The sequence below is a fragment of the Streptomyces sp. NPDC126510 genome (assembly GCF_040302345.1).
Taxonomy (GTDB): Bacteria; Actinomycetota; Actinomycetes; order Streptomycetales; family Streptomycetaceae; genus Streptomyces.
In genome coordinates this window covers 317,532-337,182 of sequence record NZ_JBEORR010000007.1, presented here as the reverse complement: position 1 = coordinate 337,182, position 19,651 = coordinate 317,532, and the positions used below count along the sequence as shown (strand labels likewise).

The following is a 19,651-nucleotide window of genomic DNA, read 5'->3' as shown; positions in this document are numbered from 1 at the left end:
GCCGTGCTGCCCTGGCGTGGTGGGTGTGGGGGGGGGCGGCGGTGTGGTTTTTTTCTACCCGCTCGGGGGCGGGGCCCCCCCCCCCCCCCCCCCCCCCCCCCGCTCCCAGTTGGCTCGGGCTCAGGCCCGACGGGTCGTCAGACCTCCACCACCACAGGCAGGATCATCGGCCGGCGTCGGTAGGTGTCCGAGACCCACTTGCCCAGCGTGCGGCGCACGAGCTGCTGAAGCTGGTGGGGTTCCACCACGCCGTCCTGGGCGGAGCGTTCGAGCACTTCCGTGATCCTGGGGGCCACGTCGCCGAAGGCGGAGTCCTCGATGCCGGAGCCGCGGGCCTGGATGTGCGGGCCGCCGGTGATCTTCCCGGTGGACGAGTCGATGACCACGAAGACCGAGATGATGCCCTCGTCACCGAGGATCTTGCGGTCCTTGAGGGCCGGCTCGCCCACGTCACCGACCGAGAGGCCGTCGACGTAGACGTATCCCGCCTGGACCTTGCCGGAGATCTTCGCCTTGCCCTCGACGAGGTCGACGGCGACGCCGTCCTCGGCGATGACGATGCGGTCGTGCGGGACGCCGGTCAGGGCGCCCAGCTCGGCGTTGGCCCGGAGGTGGCGCCACTCGCCGTGCACCGGCATCAGGTTCTTCGGGCGGCAGATGTTGTAGAAGTACAGGAGCTCGCCCGCGGAGGCGTGGCCGGAGACGTGGACCTTGGCGTTGCCCTTGTGGACCACGTTGGCGCCCCAGCGGGTGAGGCCGTTGATCACGCGGTAGACCGCGTTCTCGTTGCCGGGGATCAGGGACGACGCAAGGATCACCGTGTCGCCCTGGACGATGCGGATCTGGTGGTCGCGGTTGGCCATGCGGGACAGGGCCGCCATCGGCTCGCCCTGGGAGCCCGTGCAGACCAGGACCACCTCGCTGTCCGGGAGGTCGTCGAGCGTCTTGACGTCCACGACCAGGCCCGGCGGCACCCTCAGATAGCCCAGGTCCCGCGCGATGCCCATGTTGCGGACCATGGAGCGCCCGACGAAGGCGACGCGGCGGCCGTACTCGTGCGCCGCGTCCAGGATCTGCTGGATGCGGTGCACGTGGCTGGCGAAGCTCGCGACGATGATGCGCTTGCGGGCGCCGGCGAAGACCTGGCGCAGGACGTTGGAGATCTCCCGCTCGGGCGGGACGAACCCCGGCACCTCGGCATTGGTCGAGTCCGAGAGGAGGAGGTCGATGCCCTCCTCGCTCAGGCGTGCGAACGCGTGGAGGTCCGTGAGGCGGCTGTCCAGCGGAAGCTGGTCCATCTTGAAGTCGCCGGTGTGGACCGCCATGCCCGCGGGGGTGCGGATGGCCACGGCCAGCGCGTCGGGGATGGAGTGGTTGACCGCGATGAACTCGCAGTCGAAGGGGCCGATGCGCTCGCGGTGCCCCTCCACCACCTCGAGGGTGTAGGGGCGGATCCGGTGCTCCTGGAGCTTGGCCTCGATGAGGGCGAGGGTCAGCTTGGAGCCGATCAGCGGGATGTCCGGCTTCTCGCGCAGGAGGAAGGGGACGCCGCCGATGTGATCCTCGTGCCCGTGCGTGAGCACGATGCCCTCGATGTCGTCGAGGCGGTCCCTGATGGACGAGAAGTCCGGCAGGATCAGGTCGATTCCGGGCTGCTCCTCCTCGGGGAAGAGCACTCCGCAGTCGACGATCAGCAGGCGGCCGCCGAATTCGAAGACCGTCATGTTCCGGCCGATTTCGCCGAGGCCGCCGAGCGGGGTGACACGCAGGCCGCCTTCGGGGAGCGGCGGGGGCGTGCGGAGTTCGGGATGCGGATGACTCAAAAGACTCTCCTCACCACGCACGCCACGTACCGGTGGCACGTGGCGCGCGTGACGTTCGTGCAGAAGCAGTTGTCTGTGTGGGGTGCGCGGGCACCGGTGGCCCGCTTATTCAGTTGTGAAGCAGTTGCGCGGGGATCCGCGCGAAGTCTGATGTCAGAGCTGTACCCCGCCGGCAGCAAGATCGATCTTGAGCTGCTCGATCTCTTCGGGCGCGCATTCGACCATGGGGGCGCGCAGCGGCCCGCTGGGCAGTCCCTGCAAGGCGAGCGCCGCCTTCGTCGTCATCACGCCCTGGGTGCGGAACATGCCCGTGTAGACGGCGAGCAGCTGCTGGTGGATCTCGGTGGCCTTCTGGACGTCGCCCGAGGTGTACGCCTCGACCAGGGCGCGCAGCTCGGGGGTGACGACGTGCCCGACGACCGAGACGAAACCGACCGCGCCGACCGAGAGCAGGGGCAGGTTCAGCATGTCGTCGCCGGAGTACCAGGCGAGGCCGGAGCGGGCGATGGCCCAGCTGGCGCGGCCGAGGTCGCCCTTTGCGTCCTTGTTGGCGACGATGCGCGGGTGCTCGGCGAGGCGGACGAGCGTCTCGGTGCTGATCGGGACGCCGCTGCGGCCGGGAATGTCGTAGAGCATCACCGGAAGGCCGGTGGTGTCGGCGACGGCGGTGAAGTGCCGGTAGAGGCCCTCCTGCGGCGGCTTGTTGTAGTACGGCGTCACGACGAGCAGGCCGTGTGCGCCGGTGCGCTCCGCGGCCCGGGCGAGTTCCATGCTGTGATGGGTGTCGTTGGTGCCGACTCCGGCCACCACGTGGGCGCGGTCGCCGACCGCCTCCAGGACCGCCCGTACGAGATCCGCTTTCTCCGCGTCGCTGGTGGTCGGGGACTCGCCGGTGGTGCCGTTGATGACCAGGCCGTCGTTGCCTGCGTCCACCAGGTGGGCGGCGAGCCGCTGCGCGCCGTCGAGGTCGAGTGCGCCGTCCGCCGTGAAGGGCGTGACCATGGCGGTGAGGACCCGCCCGAAGGGGGTCTGCGGAGTCGAGGTCGGAGCCATGGGTTACACGCTACTCGTTGCTCAGGACCGGGTCTGCCCATGGGGCAGGCGACAAGTCGTGACAAAGGTGGAGCCCGGCACTGCCTGCTCGGGGGTTCAAGCAGTGCCGGACCCGTTTGATCAGGCTAGATGAACTTCTCTAAATGCCGCAATACGGACACTTCGCACGGCTGAACCGCACATCTGTACCTGATCGGGAAAACCGGGACGCCCTACGGCGCCACGCGTCCGTTCGCGTTGAAGGCGGCGTAGGTGAGCGGCATGAGCCGGGACCACTCGGCCTCCATCTTCTCGCCGACCATCTCGATCTCGCGCTGCGGGAAGGACGGGACCTTCGCCAGCTCGTGCTGGGTGCGCAGGCCGAGGAAGTGCATCAGCGAGCGGGCGTTGCAGGTGGCGTACATCGACGAGTACAGGCCGACCGGGAGGACCGAGCGGGCGACCTCGCGTGCGACGCCGGCGGCGAGCATCTGTCGATACTTCTTGTAGGCCTGACGGTAGGAATCTTCCATGGTCTCGCCGACGAGCTGGTGCTGCTCGGGAGTGCCTTCGACGAACTCGTACTTGCCCGGCCGCCCCTGCTGGATCAGCTTCCTGGAGGTGTCCGGCACGTAGAAGACCGGCTGGAGCTCCCTGTAGCGGCCGCTCTCCTCGTTGTAGGACCAGCCGACGCGGTGCCGCATGAACTCGCGGAAGACGAAGATCGGCGCACTCACGAAGAAGGTCATGGAGTTGTGCTCGAACGGGCTGCCGTGCCGGTCCCGCATCAAGTAGTTGATCAGGCCCTTCGAGCGCTCAGGGTCCTTCTGCAGCTCTTCAAGGGACTGCTCCCCCAGGGTGGAAACCCGTGCTGCGAACAGCACGTCGGAGTCCGCCGCGCTGTGTTTCACCAGCTCAACGGTGACATCACCGCGCAAGTCGATCTTGAAGTCGTCGTCGGGGGTCTCGGTCACGGTTCGCAGGGCCTTCCCATCGCGTCTCTTGGCGACGCCACTCTACGTTTGGTGACGGGCCGCAATGAAGTCGGTGAAACAGGGCACCTCTGAGGGAGTTCGTTCGTCTCTACAGACGAAAGTGATCCGTTCCACCCTTGAAGGAGACGTACCCCTGATGTTCGGTCGGCGTGAACCCGTACCGTTTGCCTTCGTCGCCGAGGCCGACAGGTTCCGCAGCAATGTCACTCCCCCACCCCGTGAGCCGTCGTCCGTCGGTCAGATGGCCGGGCGTTGGCTGCTGGGGCTCACCATCGTGGCGGGGCTCGTGGGATCCCTGGTCGTCGGGACGCCCGCGCTGACGCCCGACAAGACGGCTGATCAGCCTCAGCAGTCGCAGGCGTCCGACAGGCACTGAACCGCGCCGGGCCGGCGGTGACTCCATCCGGCCCCCGCCGGTGGTGACCGGGGACACAGATCGGTAGCCTCACCGGGCACAGCCCACGCATGGATCGAGTGAGGACCAGCCGTGCCCCTGCCCTTCCTTACGGCCGACCGCGTTTTCGAGGCGGCGGACGACGTTCCGTTGCCCCACGAAGACCGTGACCGCTGGCGGCGTCCGTACCGGCCGGGGCCGTGGCGCGTCGTGGTGGCCGCGCTCGCGCTGCTGCTCGCCTCGTTCGTGCTGTTCGCGGCGGTCGTCATCGCCGCGACGGCCCAACTCGGCTCGGCGGCACTGGTGTTCGGCCTGGCGCTGCTCGTCATCGCCACGGCGCTGCGGCTGCTGCGCGTGGGCGTGTGGGTCAGCGCGCGCGGGCTACGGCACGTGGGTTTCCTCACGACGCGTACGGCGCCCTGGGAGCAGGTCGTCTCCGTGCGGACGGTGCAGCAGCCGGTGCGCTGGCTGGGGCTCCCCCGAACCGTGCAGGGGCAAGCGCTGCTGCTGGAGCGCCGAGGCCGGGAGGCGGGCGATCTGCCGCCTCTGATGACCACGCACAACGCCGACTTCCTGGGTCGTGCGGAGGCCTTCGACCGGGCGGCCGACGCGGTCGAGGCGTGGGCCGAGGACTACGGCCCACGCTGACGCTTGGAGCCTCATGCCGGAGGGGCCGGACCGTGAGAACGGTCCGGCCCCTCCGGCATGAGTGGGCAGCGCCTCAGGCAGCTTCGGGCTGCTTGCCGTCGTGCAGGGCGATCGCGCGCTGCATCGCCTTGCGGGCGCGCGGGGTGTCACGGGCGTCGTGGTAGGCGACGGCGAGACGGAACCAGGTGCGCCAGTCGTCGGGGGCGTCCTCCGTCTCGGCCTTGCGCCTGGCGAAGACCTCGTCGGCCGAGTCGCGGTCGATGCGCCCGCTGGGGGTGCGCCGCAGTTCGTCGACGGGCAGCCCGCCCTCGGCGTCGAGTGCGGCGGCGAGTTGATTGGCCTTGCGGGCGAACTGGGTGTTCTTCCACAGGAACCACAGGCCGATGACCGGCAGGATCAGCACGGCGACACCGAACGTGACGGTGAGGGGCGTGCCGATCTCGATGAGCAGGACGCCGCGACTGCCGACCAGGACGAAGTAGACGACCAGGACGGCGGCGGTGAGGGCGTAGGTGAGCTTCGCGCGCATGACGGTCAGGGGCTCAGTTCAGATCCAGGAAGTGTTCCAGGCCGAACGTCAGGCCCGGGGTGCTCACCACGCGGCGGGCGCCGAGCAGGATGCCCGGCATGAAGCTGCTGTGGTGGAGCGAGTCGTGGCGGATGGTGAGCGTCTCGCCCTCGCCGCCCAGCAGGACCTCCTGGTGGGCCAGCAGGCCGCGCAGCCGAACGGAGTGCACGGGGATGCCGTCGACGTCCGCGCCCCGCGCCCCGTCCAGGGCCGTCTCCGTGGCGTCCGGTGCCTGGCCCGCACCCGCCTCGGCACGAGCCGACGCGATGAGCTGCGCCGTGCGCGTGGCGGTGCCCGACGGGGCGTCGACCTTCTTCGGGTGGTGGAGCTCGATGACCTCCACCGACTCGAAGTACGGTGCCGCGATCTGCGCGAACTTCATGTTCAGCACGGCCCCGATGGAGAAGTTCGGCGCGATGAGCACGCCCGTCTCCGGGGAGGCGGACAGCCAGCCGTTCAGCTGCGCGAGGCGCTCGTCGGTCCAGCCGGTGGTGCCGACCACCGCGTGGATACCGTGGCCGACGCAGAATTCGAGGTTGGCCATGACCGAGTCGGGCGTGGTCAGTTCGACCGCGACCTGGGCGCCGGCTTCGGTCAGCGCCTCCGGCTTGTCGCCCCGGCCGAGGGCGGCGACCAGTTCCATGTCCTCGGCGGCTTCGACGGCTCGTACGGCTTCCGAGCCGATCCGGCCCTTGGCGCCGAGGACCGCCACGCGCAGCTTGCTCATCTCTTGTGCTTCCTTCACCAGGGGATCGTCAGGCGACGGCGTTGTTGAGGCGGGCCGCCTGTTTGTCCTTCAGTGGGCCGATGACCGACAGGGAGGGCCGCCGTCCCAGGATCTCGCGGGCGACCTCACGGACGTCGTCCGGGGTGACCGACGCTATCCGCGACAGCATGTCGTCGACGGACATCTGCTCGCCCCAGCACAGCTCGCTCTTGCCGATGCGGTTCATCAGCGCGCCGGTGTCCTCCAGGCCGAGGACCGTGGACCCCTGGAGCTGGCCGATCGCGCGCCCTATCTCGTCGTCCGAGAGGCCGTGCTCGGCGACCTGGTCGAGCTCGTCGCGGCAGATCTTCAGCACGTCGTGCACCTGCGAGGGCCTACAGCCGGCGTAGACGCCGAACAGGCCGCAGTCGGCGAAGCCGGAGGTGTACGAGTACACGCTGTAGGCCAGGCCGCGCTTCTCGCGGACCTCCTGGAAGAGGCGGGAGGACATGCCGCCGCCGAGGGCGGTGTTCAGCACGCCCAGGGCCCAGCGGCGCTCGTCCGTGCGGGACAGGCCCGGCATGCCGAGCACGACGTGCGCCTGTTCGGTCTTGCGGTCGATCAGCTCGACGCGGCCCGCGGTGCGCAGGGCGCGCGTCCCGCTGCGCGGGGCGACCGGATCCGCGGCCAGGTCCTTGAAGGCACCGGCCTTCTCGAAGGCGGCGCGGACCTGCCGTACGACCTTGGCGTGGTCGATGTTGCCGGCGCAGGCGACGACCAGGTGGGTCGGGTCGTAGTGCTTCTTGTAGAAGCGGCGGATGCGGTCGGCGGTGAGGGCGTTGACCGTCTCGACGGTGCCGAGGACCGGGCGGCCGAGGGCGTTGTCGCCGAACATCGTGTGCGCGAACAGGTCGTGCACGCAGTCACCCGGGTCGTCCTCGGTCATGGCGATCTCTTCGAGGATCGCACCCCGCTCCACGTCGACGTCGTCCTCGCGGATCAGCGAGCCGGTCAGCATGTCGCAGACGACGTCGATGGCCAGCGGCAGGTCGTTGTCGAGCACGCGTGCGTAGTAGCACGTGTACTCCTTGGCCGTGAACGCGTTCATCTCGCCGCCGACCGCGTCCAGCGCGGCGGAGATGTCCAGGGCCGACCTGCGGCTGGTGCCCTTGAAGAGCAGGTGCTCCAGGTAGTGGGTGGCGCCGTTCAGGGCCGGGGTCTCGTCGCGGGAGCCGACGTGCGCCCAGATGCCGAAGGTCGCGGAGCGGACCGAGGGCAGAGTCTCGGTGACGATGCGCAGGCCGCCGGGGAGGGTGGTCTTGCGGACCGTACCGATGCCGTTCTCACCCTTGATGAGGGTTTGGGTACGGGCGACGGCCCGCCCCTCCGAGGAGGTGCGGGCCGTCGCCTGGAAGCCACGGGGCGTCACTTGTCGCCGTCGTCCTTCGTCTCGTCGCCGTCTTCGCCCTCGATGACCGGGATCAGGGAGAGCTTGCCGCGGGAGTCGATCTCGGCGATCTCGACCTGGACCTTGTGGCCCACGCCGAGGACGTCTTCGACGTTCTCCACGCGCTTGCCGCCGGCCAGCTTGCGGATCTGCGAGATGTGCAGCAGACCGTCCTTGCCGGGCAGCAGGGAGACGAACGCGCCGAAGGTGGTCGTCTTCACGACCGTGCCCAGGTAGCGCTCGCCGACCTCCGGCATGGTCGGGTTGGCGATGCCGTTGATCGTGGTGCGGGCGGCCTCGGCGGACGGTCCGTCGACCGCGCCGATGTAGATCGTGCCGTCGTCCTCGATCGTGATGTCGGCGCCGGTGTCCTCCTGGATCTGGTTGATCATCTTGCCCTTGGGGCCGATGACCTCGCCGATCTTGTCCACGGGGATCTTGACGGTGATGATCCGCGGGGCATTGGGGGACATCTCGTCCGGGGTGTCGATCGCTTCCATCATCACGTCGAGGATGTGGAGGCGGGCGTCACGGGCCTGCTTGAGGGCCGCGGCCAGGACGGAGGCCGGGATGCCGTCCAGCTTGGTGTCGAGCTGGAGGGCGGTCACGAAGTCCTTCGTGCCGGCGACCTTGAAGTCCATGTCGCCGAAGGCGTCCTCCGCACCGAGGATGTCGGTGAGGGTGACGTAGTGCGTCTCGCCCTCGATCTCCTGGGAGATCAGACCCATGGCGATACCGGCGACGGGGGCCTTCAGGGGCACACCGGCGTTCAGCAGCGACATGGTGGAGGCGCAGACCGAGCCCATGGACGTCGAGCCGTTGGAGCTCAGCGCCTCGGAGACCTGGCGGATCGCGTAGGGGAACTCCTCGCGCGTCGGCAGGACCGGCACCAGGGCGCGCTCGGCGAGGGCGCCGTGGCCGATCTCGCGGCGCTTCGGAGAGCCGACGCGGCCGGTCTCGCCAGTGGAGTACGGCGGGAAGTTGTAGTTGTGCATGTAGCGCTTGCGGGTCACCGGGGAGAGGGTGTCCAGCTGCTGCTCCATGCGGAGCATGTTCAGGGTGGTGACGCCCAGGATCTGGGTCTCACCACGCTCGAACACGGCGGAGCCGTGGACCCGCGGGATGGCCTCGACCTCGGCGGCCAGGGTGCGGATGTCGGTGACACCGCGGCCGTCGATGCGCTTCTTCTCCTTGATGACGCGCTCACGGACCAGGGTCTTGGTCAGCGAGCGGTACGCGGCGGAGATCTCCTTCTCGCGGCCCTCGAACTCCGGCAGGAGCTTCTCGGCGGCGAGCGCCTTGACGCGGTCCAGCTCGGACTCGCGCTCCTGCTTGCCCGCGATGGTCAGCGCGGAGGCGAGCTCCGGGCGGACGGCGGCGGTGAGCGCCTCCAGGATGTCGTCCTGGTAGTCGAGGAAGATCGGGAACTCGCCGGTGGGCTTGGCGGCCTTGGCGGCGAGGTCCGACTGGGCCTTGCAGAGGACCTTGATGAAGGGCTTCGCGGCCTCGAGACCGGCGGCGACGACCTCCTCGGTCGGCGCCTCGGCGCCGCCCTCGACCAGCTTGATGGTCTTCTCGGTGGCCTCGGCCTCGACCATCATGATCGCGACGTCGCCGTCCTCCAGGACGCGGCCCGCGACGACCATGTCGAACGCGGCGTCCTCGAGCTCGGTGTGTGTCGGGAAGGCCACCCACTGGCCGCTGATCAGCGCGACGCGGACGCCGCCGATCGGACCGGAGAAGGGCAGGCCGGCCAGCTGCGTGGACGCGGACGCGGCGTTGATCGCGACGACGTCGTACAGGTGGTCGGGGTTGAGCGCCATGATCGTGGCGACGACCTGGATCTCGTTGCGCAGGCCCTTCTTGAAGGAGGGGCGCAGCGGGCGGTCGATCAGGCGACAGGTGAGGATGGCGTCCTCGGAGGGACGGCCCTCACGGCGGAAGAAGCTGCCGGGGATCTTGCCGGCGGCGTACATCCGCTCCTCGACGTCCACCGTGAGGGGGAAGAAGTCGAGCTGGTCCTTGGGGTTCTTGGAGGCGGTGGTGGCCGACAGCACCATGGTGTCGTCGTCCAGGTACGCCACGGCGGAGCCGGCGGCCTGCTTGGCCAGGCGGCCCGTCTCGAAACGGATGGTGCGGGTACCGAAGGCGCCGTTGTCGATGACGGCCTCGGCGTAGTGGGTCTCGTTCTCCACTAGGTTTTCTCCTCGTCCTCGTCCCGCTGCCCGTGTGGCAGGGAGACGGTTGCGGAGAAGCGCGCCGTGCTGTGCGGGCCGGTCTTCGATCGAAGCTCCCGGGAGTCGTTTTCCCGGGGGCCACTACCGAGGACCGGCGGCGGCCAGGTGCGCCTCTCCTCTTCTTGTTGTGCTGTGTCGTCCCTATTGCGTTGTGCTACCACACTACAAAGCAGTGGTGACACTCCGCACGTACAGCAAAGGGAGCGGCCCCCATTCTCCGGGAACCGCTCCCCTCACGGCGTGTTACTTGGCGCCCGCCGCACCGCGGCGGATGCCGAGGCGGTCGACCAGCGCACGGAAGCGCTGGATGTCCTTCTTCGCCAGGTACTGGAGAAGGCGGCGACGCTGACCCACCAGGATCAGCAGGCCACGGCGGGAGTGGTGGTCGTGCTTGTGGGTCTTGAGGTGCTCGGTCAGGTCCGAGATGCGGCGCGAGAGCATGGCGACCTGGACCTCGGGGGAGCCGGTGTCGCCCTCCTTCTGGCCGAACTCGGTGATGATCTGCTTCTTCGTAGCGGCGTCGAGCGGCACGCGTACTCCTCGTAGTCTGTGGTGGCCACCGAGTGCCCCCGGTCTTTGTCTCGGGGGAGCTTCCATGACTCGGAAGGCGGGGATCCGCTGAGCGCGGCCTCCAGAGCGGTGAGCTCCGGGGGTGCGTACACAAACGGCCGTCGACCAGGGTACCAGGCGACCGGGGTCCCCTTTGCCCTGGTCCTCGAACCTCCCGGCCGGGGCGGAGGGGGCTACTAGGGTGAGCAGATTCGGATCGTTCGTACGTCGGGAAGGGGTCGCTGCGGCATGGCGGAGACGGCTGAGGAGATCAAGGCACGCAAGGAGCGGGAGCGGGACGAGCTCTACGCCCTCGACATCGCCGGTGTCGAGTGGCACAGCGCGCCGGGCACCGAGGCGCACGAGGAGCGGGTCGAGATCGCCTATCTGCCCGAGGGGGCCGTGGCGATGCGGTCGTCGCTCGACCCGGACACGGTGCTGCGCTACACGGAGGCGGAGTGGCGGGCGTTCGTGCTGGGGGCGCGGGACGGGGAGTTCGATCTCGAGCCGACGCCTCGCGATGGAGGGCATGCCCCGGGGTGACGGGTGGGTACGAGGGCCGGCCCTGACCGGGTCGTCGAGCACTCCTCGACGACCCGGGGGTCGGACCGATGAGCCTCCATACGGCTCTGCGTGGCGGCGGTCGGCGGCGTGTCCCACGGAGCGGACAATGGGTCCCGTAGCAACCCGGCACCCGCGGCCGCCGCTACCACGCTGGACGGCGGACCGGTGCACGCAGTGTCGTCGGTCGCTTCCCATTGGCCTGGTGGATCCGCCGTCCGGATATACCGGGTGAAGACGTAGGGAAGCGGGTCGGGCTCAGCCGGTCATCGAGCGGACTGCCGAGTACACGTCGAACACCGCCAGGGTCAGCGGCACCAGGGTCAGCAGCACGAAGCCCTCGGCGATCTCCAGGAAGCGTCCCCAGAACGGGGTGAGGCCGCCGCGCGAGACGATCAGACCGATCGCCGTGACGAGCGCGGCCGCCGCGGCGATCGCCACCACGAGCCAGATGGTCCGGACGTCGAGGTCGGCACGGTCGCCCGTGAGGGCGTCGCGGACGACCGAGTGCGGTGGATTGAGTGCCAGCCCGAGGCCGAGCAGCACGAGAGAGGCGAGGCCGGCGGCCAGGACGGGGGCCACCTGGGCGGTGTAGCGGAAGAGGTGGGCGCGCATCAGCATGGCCAGACCGGTCGCCAGGGCCAGGAGCTGGGCCCAGACGTTCTCGGAGAACCCAAGGACCGCCGAGGAACCGACGGCGAGCAGCGCGCAGCCGCCCACCAGACCGACCAGGAGTTCGTGTCCACGCCGCGCCTGGGCGGCGACCCGCTCGGCGTCGACCGGCTCCTGGGGGGCGGGGTCTGTGTCGTACGCGCTGCGCGGGGCCGTGTTCGGGGTGTCGAAGCCGATCGGGAGCCGGGCGAAGCGCATCGACAGCCCGGGCAGGAAGGCCAGGCCTCCGACGGCGATCGGGGCGCACAGGGCGGCGATCTCGGAAGGCGTCCAGTCGGCGAGGATCGCCGCGAACACGGCGATCAGGCTGACGGCGGAGGCCGCGACGAAGCCGACGAAGGGGCCGTCCCCGCTCGGCGAGCACAGGGTGAGCAGGACCGAGGCCAGCAGTACCGCCGCGCAGGCGAGGAGGAACTGGAGCCGGCCGATGCCCTGTCCGTCGGCGAGCGGCAGGAGACCCGAGCCGGCCACACCGACGTTGGGGAGGGCGCCGAGTCCCAGGGCGATGGCCGACGCCCGGTCGTCGTAGACCCGGGCGCGCACGCAGGCCAGGACGACCAGGAGGACACCGACGACGCCGGCTAGGATTCCGGGCAGGCTGTTCATGTCGTGCAGCGGGTCGCCCATCCAGGCCACGAAGGCGAGCAGGACCGGCAGTACGCCTCCCCCGAGGAGACCCGCCGCGCGCGTCAGGTCGCCGCTCCACAAGGTGTGCCCGGTGGTCACTGCGGAGGCGACCGCCTCGGAGACGTCGTCGAAGACGGCGGGCGGCAGCGACTCGGAGAACGGGCGCAGCGCGAGGAGTTCGCCGTCGAGGATGCGCTGGGCGGCGAAGGAACGGGCACTGTCGAGGACGGTGCCGTCCCGGCGGACCAGGTGGTAGCCGACGGGCGCGTTCTCGGCGGGACTCTGCCGGGCGAGTGTGAGGATCTCCGGATAGAGGTCGGCGACCGGGATGTCGTCGGGCAGCGCCACGTCGATCCGGCTGTCGGGCGCGACGATGGTGACGCGGCAGAAACCGAGTCCCGTGCCCGCCCCCACGGGAGTTCCCGTACCGGGTCCCCTTCCGGTGACTGCCGCGGAGGCCGTCATGCTCACCTGCTGCTCCCCCTCAGTGATGATTCTTTACCTACGGTACGGAAACTCTGCGCCGTTTCCCGTCCCCCGTGACCGATCGTGCGGCGAGGCCGCAGGAGCGGCCCTTCGTCCCGTCGCCGGGCTTCCGAAGCCGGCGGGATCTGCCGCCATGCCCGGTTCACTCCAGCTCAACTCGCATGTGCCGACGCGAACTTCCGGCACCCTATCGCCCCCCGCGTCCAGGGGAGTCAGTAGGATCGCGCGGCGGCCTGCGTCCGCCTGACACGGGGCGGCGGACGGACTCTCGGGCTGGTCGAGGGAATGGATGCCAGTGAGCCACATCGTCGTGAAGCGCCCGCCTCGGGTGCTGCCGTCCGAAGTGCCCACGCAGGACATCATCCTGCAGCCTCCACCGGAACTTCCGCGGGGCCATCGGGAGAGCGTGCTGATGCAACTCCTGCCGACGCTCGGCATGGGTGGCTCGGTGGTCTTCTTCTTCACGAGCGGGCAGCCGTTCATGAGGATCATGGGCATGGTCATGATCGCCTCGACGATCGCCATGTCCGTCGCGATGGTGATCCGCTTCCGCCGCGGCTCTCAGGGGGAGCTGGCGGACATGCGCCGCGACTACCTGAGCTACCTGGCGCAGACCCGACGCACGGCCGTCGACACGGCGCAGGCACAGCGTGACGCGCAGTACTTCCTGCACCCCTCCCCCGAACAGCTGTGGGCCCTGGTCGCCGAGGGCAGCCGAGTGTGGGAACGACGCCCCGGCGACGAGGACTTCGCCCAGGTGCGCATCGGTCTCGGCTCGCAGGCTCTCGCCAGGGCCCTCGTCGCCCCCGAGACCGCCCCTGTCGCGCAGCTGGAGCCGCTGACCGCGGGTGCGATGCAGCGCTTCCTCGCCGTCCACAGCACCCTGGACGACCTGCCGATGGCGGTCTCGTTGCGTGCGTTCTACCACGTCACGATCAGTGGCGAACCACAGTCCGTACGGTCCTCCACCCGGGCCATGGCCGGCTCGCTGGCCGCACTGCACTCCCCGGAGGATCTGCTCATCGTGGTAGCGGCGGGCCGCGAGGCACTGCCCCACTGGGAGTGGGCCAAGTGGCTGCCGCACGTCCAAGCGCCCGGTGCCGTGGACGGAGCGGGCAGCCGCAGGCTGATCGACAGCGACAGCCGCGAGCTGGAGAACATGCTCGCCACCCGGCTGACCGGTCGCCCGCGCTTCCACCCGAACGCGGCACCCTTGCCCGAGGAGCCCCACATCGTCGTCGTACTCGACGGCCTCTCCCTGCCGCCGGACTCGGTCCTGGCCAATCCCGAAGGTCTCCAGGGCGTCACCGTCCTCGAGGTGGTTCCCGGCGATCTGAGCACGGGCGGCGGTGAGCTCTCCATCGTCGTACAGCCCGAAGCGCTGCACCTGGAGTCGGGACACGGTGTCGTCTACGAAGGGACTCCCGACGTCCTCTCCTACGAGTCCGCCGAAGCCCTCGCCCGGCAGCTGGCCCCGCTGCGGATCGCCTCGGGCGGGGACGACGACGAACCGCTGCTCGCCAACCTGGAGTTCACCGACCTGCTGAGCCTCGGCGATGCGGCGTCCGTCGACACCCAGCGCACCTGGCGGCCGCGTTCGCTGGCGGAGCGGCTGCGGGTGCCGATCGGTGTCGGCGAGGACGGACGCGCCGTGATGCTGGACCTCAAGGAGGCCGCGCAGGAGGGCATGGGCCCGCACGGCCTGTGCGTCGGTGCCACCGGCTCCGGCAAGTCGGAGCTGCTGCGCACGCTGGTACTGGGCCTCGCGGTCACTCATTCGTCGGAGACACTGAACTTCGTCCTCGCGGACTTCAAGGGCGGCGCGACCTTCGCCGGTATGGCGCAGATGCCCCACGTGGCGGCCGTCATCACCAATCTCGCGGACGATCTCACCCTGGTCGACCGCATGGGCGACTCCATCCGCGGCGAGCTCAACCGCCGCCAGGAGATGCTGCGCGACGCGGGCAACTACGCCAACATCCACGACTACGAAAAGGCCCGCGCGGCCGGTGCCGCCCTGCAGCCCATTCCGTCGCTGGTGCTGGTCATCGACGAGTTCAGTGAGCTGCTGACGGCGAAGCCCGACTTCATCGAGATGTTCGTGCAGATCGGCCGCATCGGCCGGTCGCTCGGTGTGCATCTGCTGCTGGCGTCGCAGCGCCTGGAGGAAGGCCGCCTGCGCGGTCTGGAGACATATCTGTCGTACCGAGTCGGGCTGCGTACCTTCTCCGCCGCGGAGTCCCGCGCGGCGATCGGCGTACCGGACGCCTATGAGCTGCCGAACGTTCCGGGCTCCGGCCTGCTGAAGTTCGGTACCGACGAGATGGTGCGCTTCAAGGCGGCCTACGTCTCCGGCGTGTACCGCTCGGGCACCCAGCGCACCGCGCTGAGCGGCGGCCCGCTGCCGATGGACCGGCGGCCGGTGCTGTTCACGGCGGCCGAGGTGCCGGTGCAGTACATGGCTGTGCCACAGCAGCGGCCGTCGACTTCGGACGGTCCGGAGATCGACGACGCGCTCGCCGACACCGTGCTTGACGTGATCGTGCGCCGCCTGGAAGCCCAGGGCCCGGCGGCACACCGGGTGTGGCTGCCGCCGCTGGACAGTCCGCCGCCGCTCGACGAACTCCTGCCCGGCCTCACAGCGGTACAGGGCCGCGGCCTCACACAGCCGGGCTACGAAGGTGCCGGCCGCCTGGTCGTACCGGCGGGCCTGGTGGACAAGCCCTACGAGCAGCGCCGCGACCCGCTCTGGGTCGACTTCTCCGGCGCGGCCGGCCACATGCAGATCATCGGCGGCCCGCAGTCCGGCAAGTCGACGCTGCTGCGCACCCTGATCTCGGCGTTCGCGCTCACGCACACGCCGTACGAAGTGCAGTTCTACGGCCTTGACTTCGGTGGGGGCGGGATGGCGGCGGTGGCCGGCCTGCCGCACGTGGGCGGGGTTGCCTCACGCCTGGATCCGGAGCGAGTCCGGCGCACGGTGGCCGAGGTGTACGGCGTACTGACCCGCCGCGAGGAGTACTTCCGCTCCGCGGGCATCGCCTCGATCGCGGACTTCCGGGCCAGGCGGGCCCGGGGCGAGATCCCGGTCACGGATCAGCCCTGGGGCGACGTGTTCCTGGTCATCGACGGCTGGGGCAACTTCCGCGCGGACTACGAGGCGATGGACCACGTGATCCACGACATCGCGGCACGCGGTCTCGGTTACGGCGTCCACCTGATCCTGACGGCCTCACGCTCGATGGAGGTCAGGGCCAATCTCAAGGACCACCTGATGAACCGCCTGGAGCTGCGGCTCGGCGACACGATGGACTCCGAGCTGGACCGCAAGGTGGCGGCGAACGTCCCGGCGGGGGTGCCCGGCCGCGGACAGGCGCCGCAGAAGCTGCATTTCATGGCGGCGGTGCCGCGCATAGACGGTCTCACCTCCGACACGGACCTGGCGGATGCCACGGCGGCCCTCGCAACCGAGGTCTCCCGGCACTGGCAGGCCCCCGGTGCCCCCGAAGTTCGTTTGCTGCCCCGCGAGTTCCCAGCCGAGCAGCTTCCTCCGGGTAGTCGCTTCCCGCGCCGCGGCGTCGCCTTCGCACTCGACGAGGACAATCTCGAACCGGTCTTCGTGGACTTCGAGCAGGACCCGTTCTTCCTCGTTTTCGGCGAGAGCGAGTCGGGCAAGTCGAACCTGCTGCGGCTGCTGATCCAGCAGTTGACGCAGCGGTACTCGGGCGACGAGGCCAAGCTGTTCGTCATCGACAACCGGCGCTCGCTGCTGGACGTGACGCCGTCGTCCCACCTCGCCGAGTACATCCCCATGTCCAACGCCATGGACCACCACATGGCCGCCCTGGCCGACCTGATGAAGCGCCGCACACCGACAGCCGACGTCACGGCCCAGCAACTGCGGGATCGCAGCTGGTGGCGCGGACCCACCGTGTACGTCGTCATCGACGACTACGACCTCGTGGCCACGTCGAGCGGGAATCCGCTTGCGGGTCTGACGGAGCTCTTGCCGTTCGCCCGGGATGTGGGGGTGCGGTTCATCATCGCGCGGTCTACGGCGGGGGCCGGGCGGGCGTCGTACGAGGCGTTCATGCAGCGGGTGAAGGAGCTGGGGGCGCAAGGGGTTGTGCTGGCCGGCGACCCGGGTGAGGGGGATCTGCTCGGTGGGGTGCGGCCGCGGCCCATGCCTGCGGGGCGGGGGGTCTTTGTGTCTCGGCGGAGGGGGAAGCCGTTGGTGCAGGTCGGGTTTAGTCCGGGAGGGGCGTTTTGATGGTGGGGGTGGGGATCTTCCGCGTCATGGTCCCCTCTATGGCTCGGTGGTTCGATCGCACGATGGAGAAGTACAAGGCCGACCCCCTGTTCGCGGAGCAGTTCGCGAAGAGCCTTGGGGCCAAGGGAACGCTCCAGTTCTGGACCGAGATGACTTACGCCCATGTCGGCGCCAGGGGCTCGGAACTCGAAACTATGAAGAGCCTGCAGCAAAACCTCGGCCTGACCCTGGCCACGGCGTCCTTCTCGGACTCGGACGCCATGCAGCACTGGAAGAAGGACCTCGTCGCCGAGCGCAACACGAACTTCGTCGCCGCAAACTCACCCGACCCGGTCGGTGCCCTCGGCTCCCACGTCATCAGCAGCCTCATGCCCAAGGGCGTGTACGGCACGGAGTTACTCGATGCCTACCGGGAGAAACTGTTCAAGGCAGACAAGGGAGCAGGGGACGCCGGCACCCGTGACCTTTGGGTCAAGGGACACGACTCCCTGGACCTCGTCTTCGGCGACGGCAACGGACGAGATCCGGTGGAAGGGCTTTTCGAGGGCCTGTCCCACAACCCCGACGCGGCGGTGCACGCTTTCGAATCCAAGGTGGACCTTGATCACATGCTGGGCACCACCATGTACACGGACCGAGGGGAGTCTCTAGGGCACGCTCTCGAGGCCGCCACGACCGGCGTCACCGCGGGTGCCGCGACACAACATGCCTTGCACACAGCTAGACGCAGGCGCAGATCATGAAGAACGTCATGGAATATGTCGCGCAGCCTGGCGGGGGTGCGGATCTCGTGAGCAAGGGAATGGGGGACAGTCTCGGCAATATGGCGGCTTCTTATATGCCGGAGATCAGTCGACCCTCGCTGGTCATGGCGCGAAATCCGTTTTCATCACACAGAGTGACGCCCCTGATGGTCTAGGGAAAGTTCGGGACGTTGTCAGATTCCTTTCCTATGTATCCGCGGACGCCGACGGAAGAGCAGGCATCATCTTCGGGGAAAGTATCTACACCAGCACTCTCCTTGAATCACATCTCACGAACCCATACTTGTTGGACGGCTCGCAGGAACAAACCATCGACAACATCGGCAGAAATGCGGGCATCATCGAAGGTGTTGTCGCTCACTCTGTGGCGGACGAAAAGTTCGAGCTGCGGCCGAGGTCGAAAAGGAATACAACGACGCCTTGAAAGCGAAGGGGGACTTCGCCAGATATGGATGGCGATCGGGTTGGCCAATGTTGCTGCGCCCAATGAATACGGAGGGGCGACAATGGGAGCCGTGACTGGCGGAATGGTCGGAGATATCGCCCGATCTGTCGTTGACCGCGTCCTCAAAGGTCAAGAACTCAGCGGTGTCACGGACGTGGCTTTGCACACAAGCGCCCAGGACCTATACGGCTCGCGAGATTCAGTGAGCCAACAGACACAGTGGACGGCCGAAGATACCATCCGTCGACACAAGCTAAATCTACGAGGGGACGGAACTAGCGACCTACTCCTCAATGCCGTGAACGATGACTGGGATGCCAGTAGCCAGTTCCTGAACGGCACTATGGAGCGCCCCAATGATTGAGAGCAAGAAGCCAGCCACCATTGAGTACAGCGCTAAGAATTTCCTTTTCTGCGTGCTAGGTTTTTGCCTTGCTGGTTTCGTGGCCTGGTTCGGATACGTGCAGTTTTTCACAAAGGGACTTGAACGCCTTCCCACGAAGGTATGTGAAAAAACTGTAGATCGGGAGATGGTCATCAAAGTGTTGCCCAGTGCGCGATCGGCCGAGGAAGGGGCGGATCGCCATAATTCGGGAGACAAATTGTCTTTTCACTGCGGTGTCGTCACCAGCAGCGATTCGTCCCTCTGGGCTCAAGCGCAGGTTCGACCTGTTTCCAAGGAGAAGTGGCTCAGCAGTTACCGGGGAAGTGGCGGCGGCAGCCGGACCGCCCACGTCTCACTCGACGGCGTGGAAGCCGTGGCTCGACTCAATCCCGAGGCCACCGAGGCGGGGGTGTACGTGCCGTGTGTTCCTCCCGTTGTCCCTTCCTACAACGCCTCTGCGGCTTACGCGGTCATCACCGAAGCCAGTGTCGGCGGAGAAACACATGCCACTGGCGCGACACTGCGACAGACTCTGACCGACGTCGCATACCGCATCGCCGAGCACGCCTACAAGCTGGCCGAGTGCAAGGCTGCCCGAGACTTTCCCGAGGAGCTGCCCCGTTATGAGGATGGCAAATGACGGACGAGGAAACCATCAGGCAGTTCGACGGACGCGTTCGCGTGCAACTCCAGTTTCCTACACCCGGGGTCGAACACTGTCGCCGTATAGTGGCTATTGCCGATGCTTTCGGCTACAAGCCGCTGTTCACCGACGCTCGAGGCCGCCGAGATTTTCCCCGCTCTGAATGCAACGACACTCCCGACGCCAGCCGCCGGGCAGACCGGACCATCGAACGGCTACACGCGGGCGAGAAGGCGAAGCTTGTGAGCGGACCCACAAGGAATCACGCAGTACAAGGGGACTTGGCCTCAGCATGGGCGCATCCTGACCAATTTCTGATCACTTCGGCCCCATAGAGGACACAAATAGACCGGGTGCGCTTGGCGACAGATGCCGCACGACTTTCCGCCCTGGCAGACC

At 68.3% G+C, this 19,651-nt stretch carries 16 protein-coding genes; 7 read left to right on the top strand and 9 right to left on the bottom strand.

What is annotated here, in order from left to right; genetic code table 11:
• Positions 1–137: 137 nt before the first annotated feature.
• The 3 genes from ABTX60_RS12525 to thyX all read right to left on the bottom strand — a co-directional run bounded on the left by ABTX60_RS12525 (position 138) and on the right by thyX (position 3,829).
• Complete coding sequence (locus ABTX60_RS12525) at positions 138–1,823, bottom strand: ribonuclease J (RefSeq protein ID WP_352097029.1); 1,686 nt, start codon at positions 1,821–1,823, stop codon at positions 138–140.
• 153 nt (positions 1,824–1,976) lie between these two features.
• A complete protein-coding gene (gene dapA, locus ABTX60_RS12520) occupies positions 1,977–2,876 on the bottom strand; it encodes a 4-hydroxy-tetrahydrodipicolinate synthase (RefSeq protein WP_351641725.1) in 900 nt (299 codons plus the stop codon).
• Between the two features lie 212 nt (positions 2,877–3,088).
• A complete protein-coding gene (thyX, locus tag ABTX60_RS12515; protein ID WP_352097028.1) occupies positions 3,089–3,829 on the bottom strand; it encodes an FAD-dependent thymidylate synthase in 741 nt (246 codons plus the stop codon).
• Between the two features lie 157 nt (positions 3,830–3,986).
• On the opposite strand from thyX, the gene ABTX60_RS12510 reads away from it, so the two are divergent.
• The gene (locus ABTX60_RS12510) at positions 3,987–4,226 is read left to right on the top strand and encodes a hypothetical protein (protein ID WP_352097027.1); all 240 of its coding nucleotides are present in this window, start codon (positions 3,987–3,989) and stop codon (positions 4,224–4,226) included.
• A gap of 111 nt (positions 4,227–4,337) precedes the next feature.
• Positions 4,338–4,892 carry an SCO5741 family PH domain-containing membrane protein gene (locus ABTX60_RS12505; protein ID WP_352097026.1) on the top strand — a complete coding sequence of 185 codons (555 nt, stop codon included), beginning with the start codon at positions 4,338–4,340 and terminating at the stop codon, positions 4,890–4,892.
• Between the two features lie 73 nt (positions 4,893–4,965).
• On the opposite strand, the gene ABTX60_RS12500 is transcribed toward ABTX60_RS12505, so the two are convergent.
• The 5 genes from ABTX60_RS12500 to rpsO all read right to left on the bottom strand — a co-directional run bounded on the left by ABTX60_RS12500 (position 4,966) and on the right by rpsO (position 10,381).
• Positions 4,966–5,421, bottom strand: a complete 456-nt coding sequence (locus ABTX60_RS12500; RefSeq protein ID WP_352097025.1) for a tetratricopeptide repeat protein — start codon at positions 5,419–5,421, stop codon at positions 4,966–4,968.
• A 13-nt stretch (positions 5,422–5,434) separates the two neighbouring features.
• Entirely contained in the window at positions 5,435–6,187 is a 753-nt protein-coding gene (dapB, locus tag ABTX60_RS12495; RefSeq protein WP_352097024.1) for a 4-hydroxy-tetrahydrodipicolinate reductase, read from the bottom strand.
• Positions 6,188–6,215: 28 nt separating this feature from the next.
• Positions 6,216–7,595, bottom strand: a complete 1,380-nt coding sequence (locus ABTX60_RS12490) for a M16 family metallopeptidase (RefSeq protein ID WP_352097023.1) — start codon at positions 7,593–7,595, stop codon at positions 6,216–6,218.
• Positions 7,592–9,808, bottom strand: a complete 2,217-nt coding sequence (locus tag ABTX60_RS12485; protein ID WP_352097022.1) for a polyribonucleotide nucleotidyltransferase — start codon at positions 9,806–9,808, stop codon at positions 7,592–7,594. The genes ABTX60_RS12490 and ABTX60_RS12485 overlap by 4 nt, the downstream gene beginning before the upstream one ends.
• Positions 9,809–10,093: 285 nt before the next feature.
• Positions 10,094–10,381 (bottom strand): 30S ribosomal protein S15, encoded by a 288-nt coding sequence (rpsO, locus tag ABTX60_RS12480; protein WP_003993372.1) that lies wholly within the window; start codon positions 10,379–10,381, stop codon positions 10,094–10,096.
• 267 nt (positions 10,382–10,648) lie between these two features.
• On the opposite strand from rpsO, the gene ABTX60_RS12475 reads away from it, so the two are divergent.
• Positions 10,649–10,942, top strand: a complete 294-nt coding sequence (locus ABTX60_RS12475) for a DUF397 domain-containing protein (protein ID WP_352097021.1) — start codon at positions 10,649–10,651, stop codon at positions 10,940–10,942.
• 276 nt (positions 10,943–11,218) lie between these two features.
• On the opposite strand, the gene eccD is transcribed toward ABTX60_RS12475, so the two are convergent.
• Positions 11,219–12,724, bottom strand: coding sequence for a type VII secretion integral membrane protein EccD (gene eccD, locus ABTX60_RS12470; RefSeq protein WP_352097040.1), 1,506 nt, complete (start codon positions 12,722–12,724; stop codon positions 11,219–11,221).
• 316 nt (positions 12,725–13,040) lie between these two features.
• Between eccD and eccCa the strand changes: the two genes are divergently transcribed.
• The 4 genes from eccCa (at position 13,041) to ABTX60_RS12450 (ending at position 19,249) form a co-directional block, all read left to right on the top strand.
• A complete protein-coding gene (eccCa, locus tag ABTX60_RS12465; RefSeq protein WP_352097020.1) occupies positions 13,041–17,015 on the top strand; it encodes a type VII secretion protein EccCa in 3,975 nt (1,324 codons plus the stop codon).
• A gap of 8 nt (positions 17,016–17,023) precedes the next feature.
• On the top strand, positions 17,024–17,758 hold the full coding sequence (locus ABTX60_RS12460) for a hypothetical protein (protein WP_352097019.1): 735 nt from the start codon (positions 17,024–17,026) through the stop codon (positions 17,756–17,758).
• A complete protein-coding gene (locus ABTX60_RS12455; RefSeq protein ID WP_352097018.1) occupies positions 17,755–17,934 on the top strand; it encodes a hypothetical protein in 180 nt (59 codons plus the stop codon). The genes ABTX60_RS12460 and ABTX60_RS12455 overlap by 4 nt, the downstream gene beginning before the upstream one ends.
• A gap of 646 nt (positions 17,935–18,580) precedes the next feature.
• Positions 18,581–19,249 (top strand): hypothetical protein, encoded by a 669-nt coding sequence (locus ABTX60_RS12450; protein ID WP_352097017.1) that lies wholly within the window; start codon positions 18,581–18,583, stop codon positions 19,247–19,249.
• The last annotated feature ends 402 nt before the right edge of the window (positions 19,250–19,651 follow it).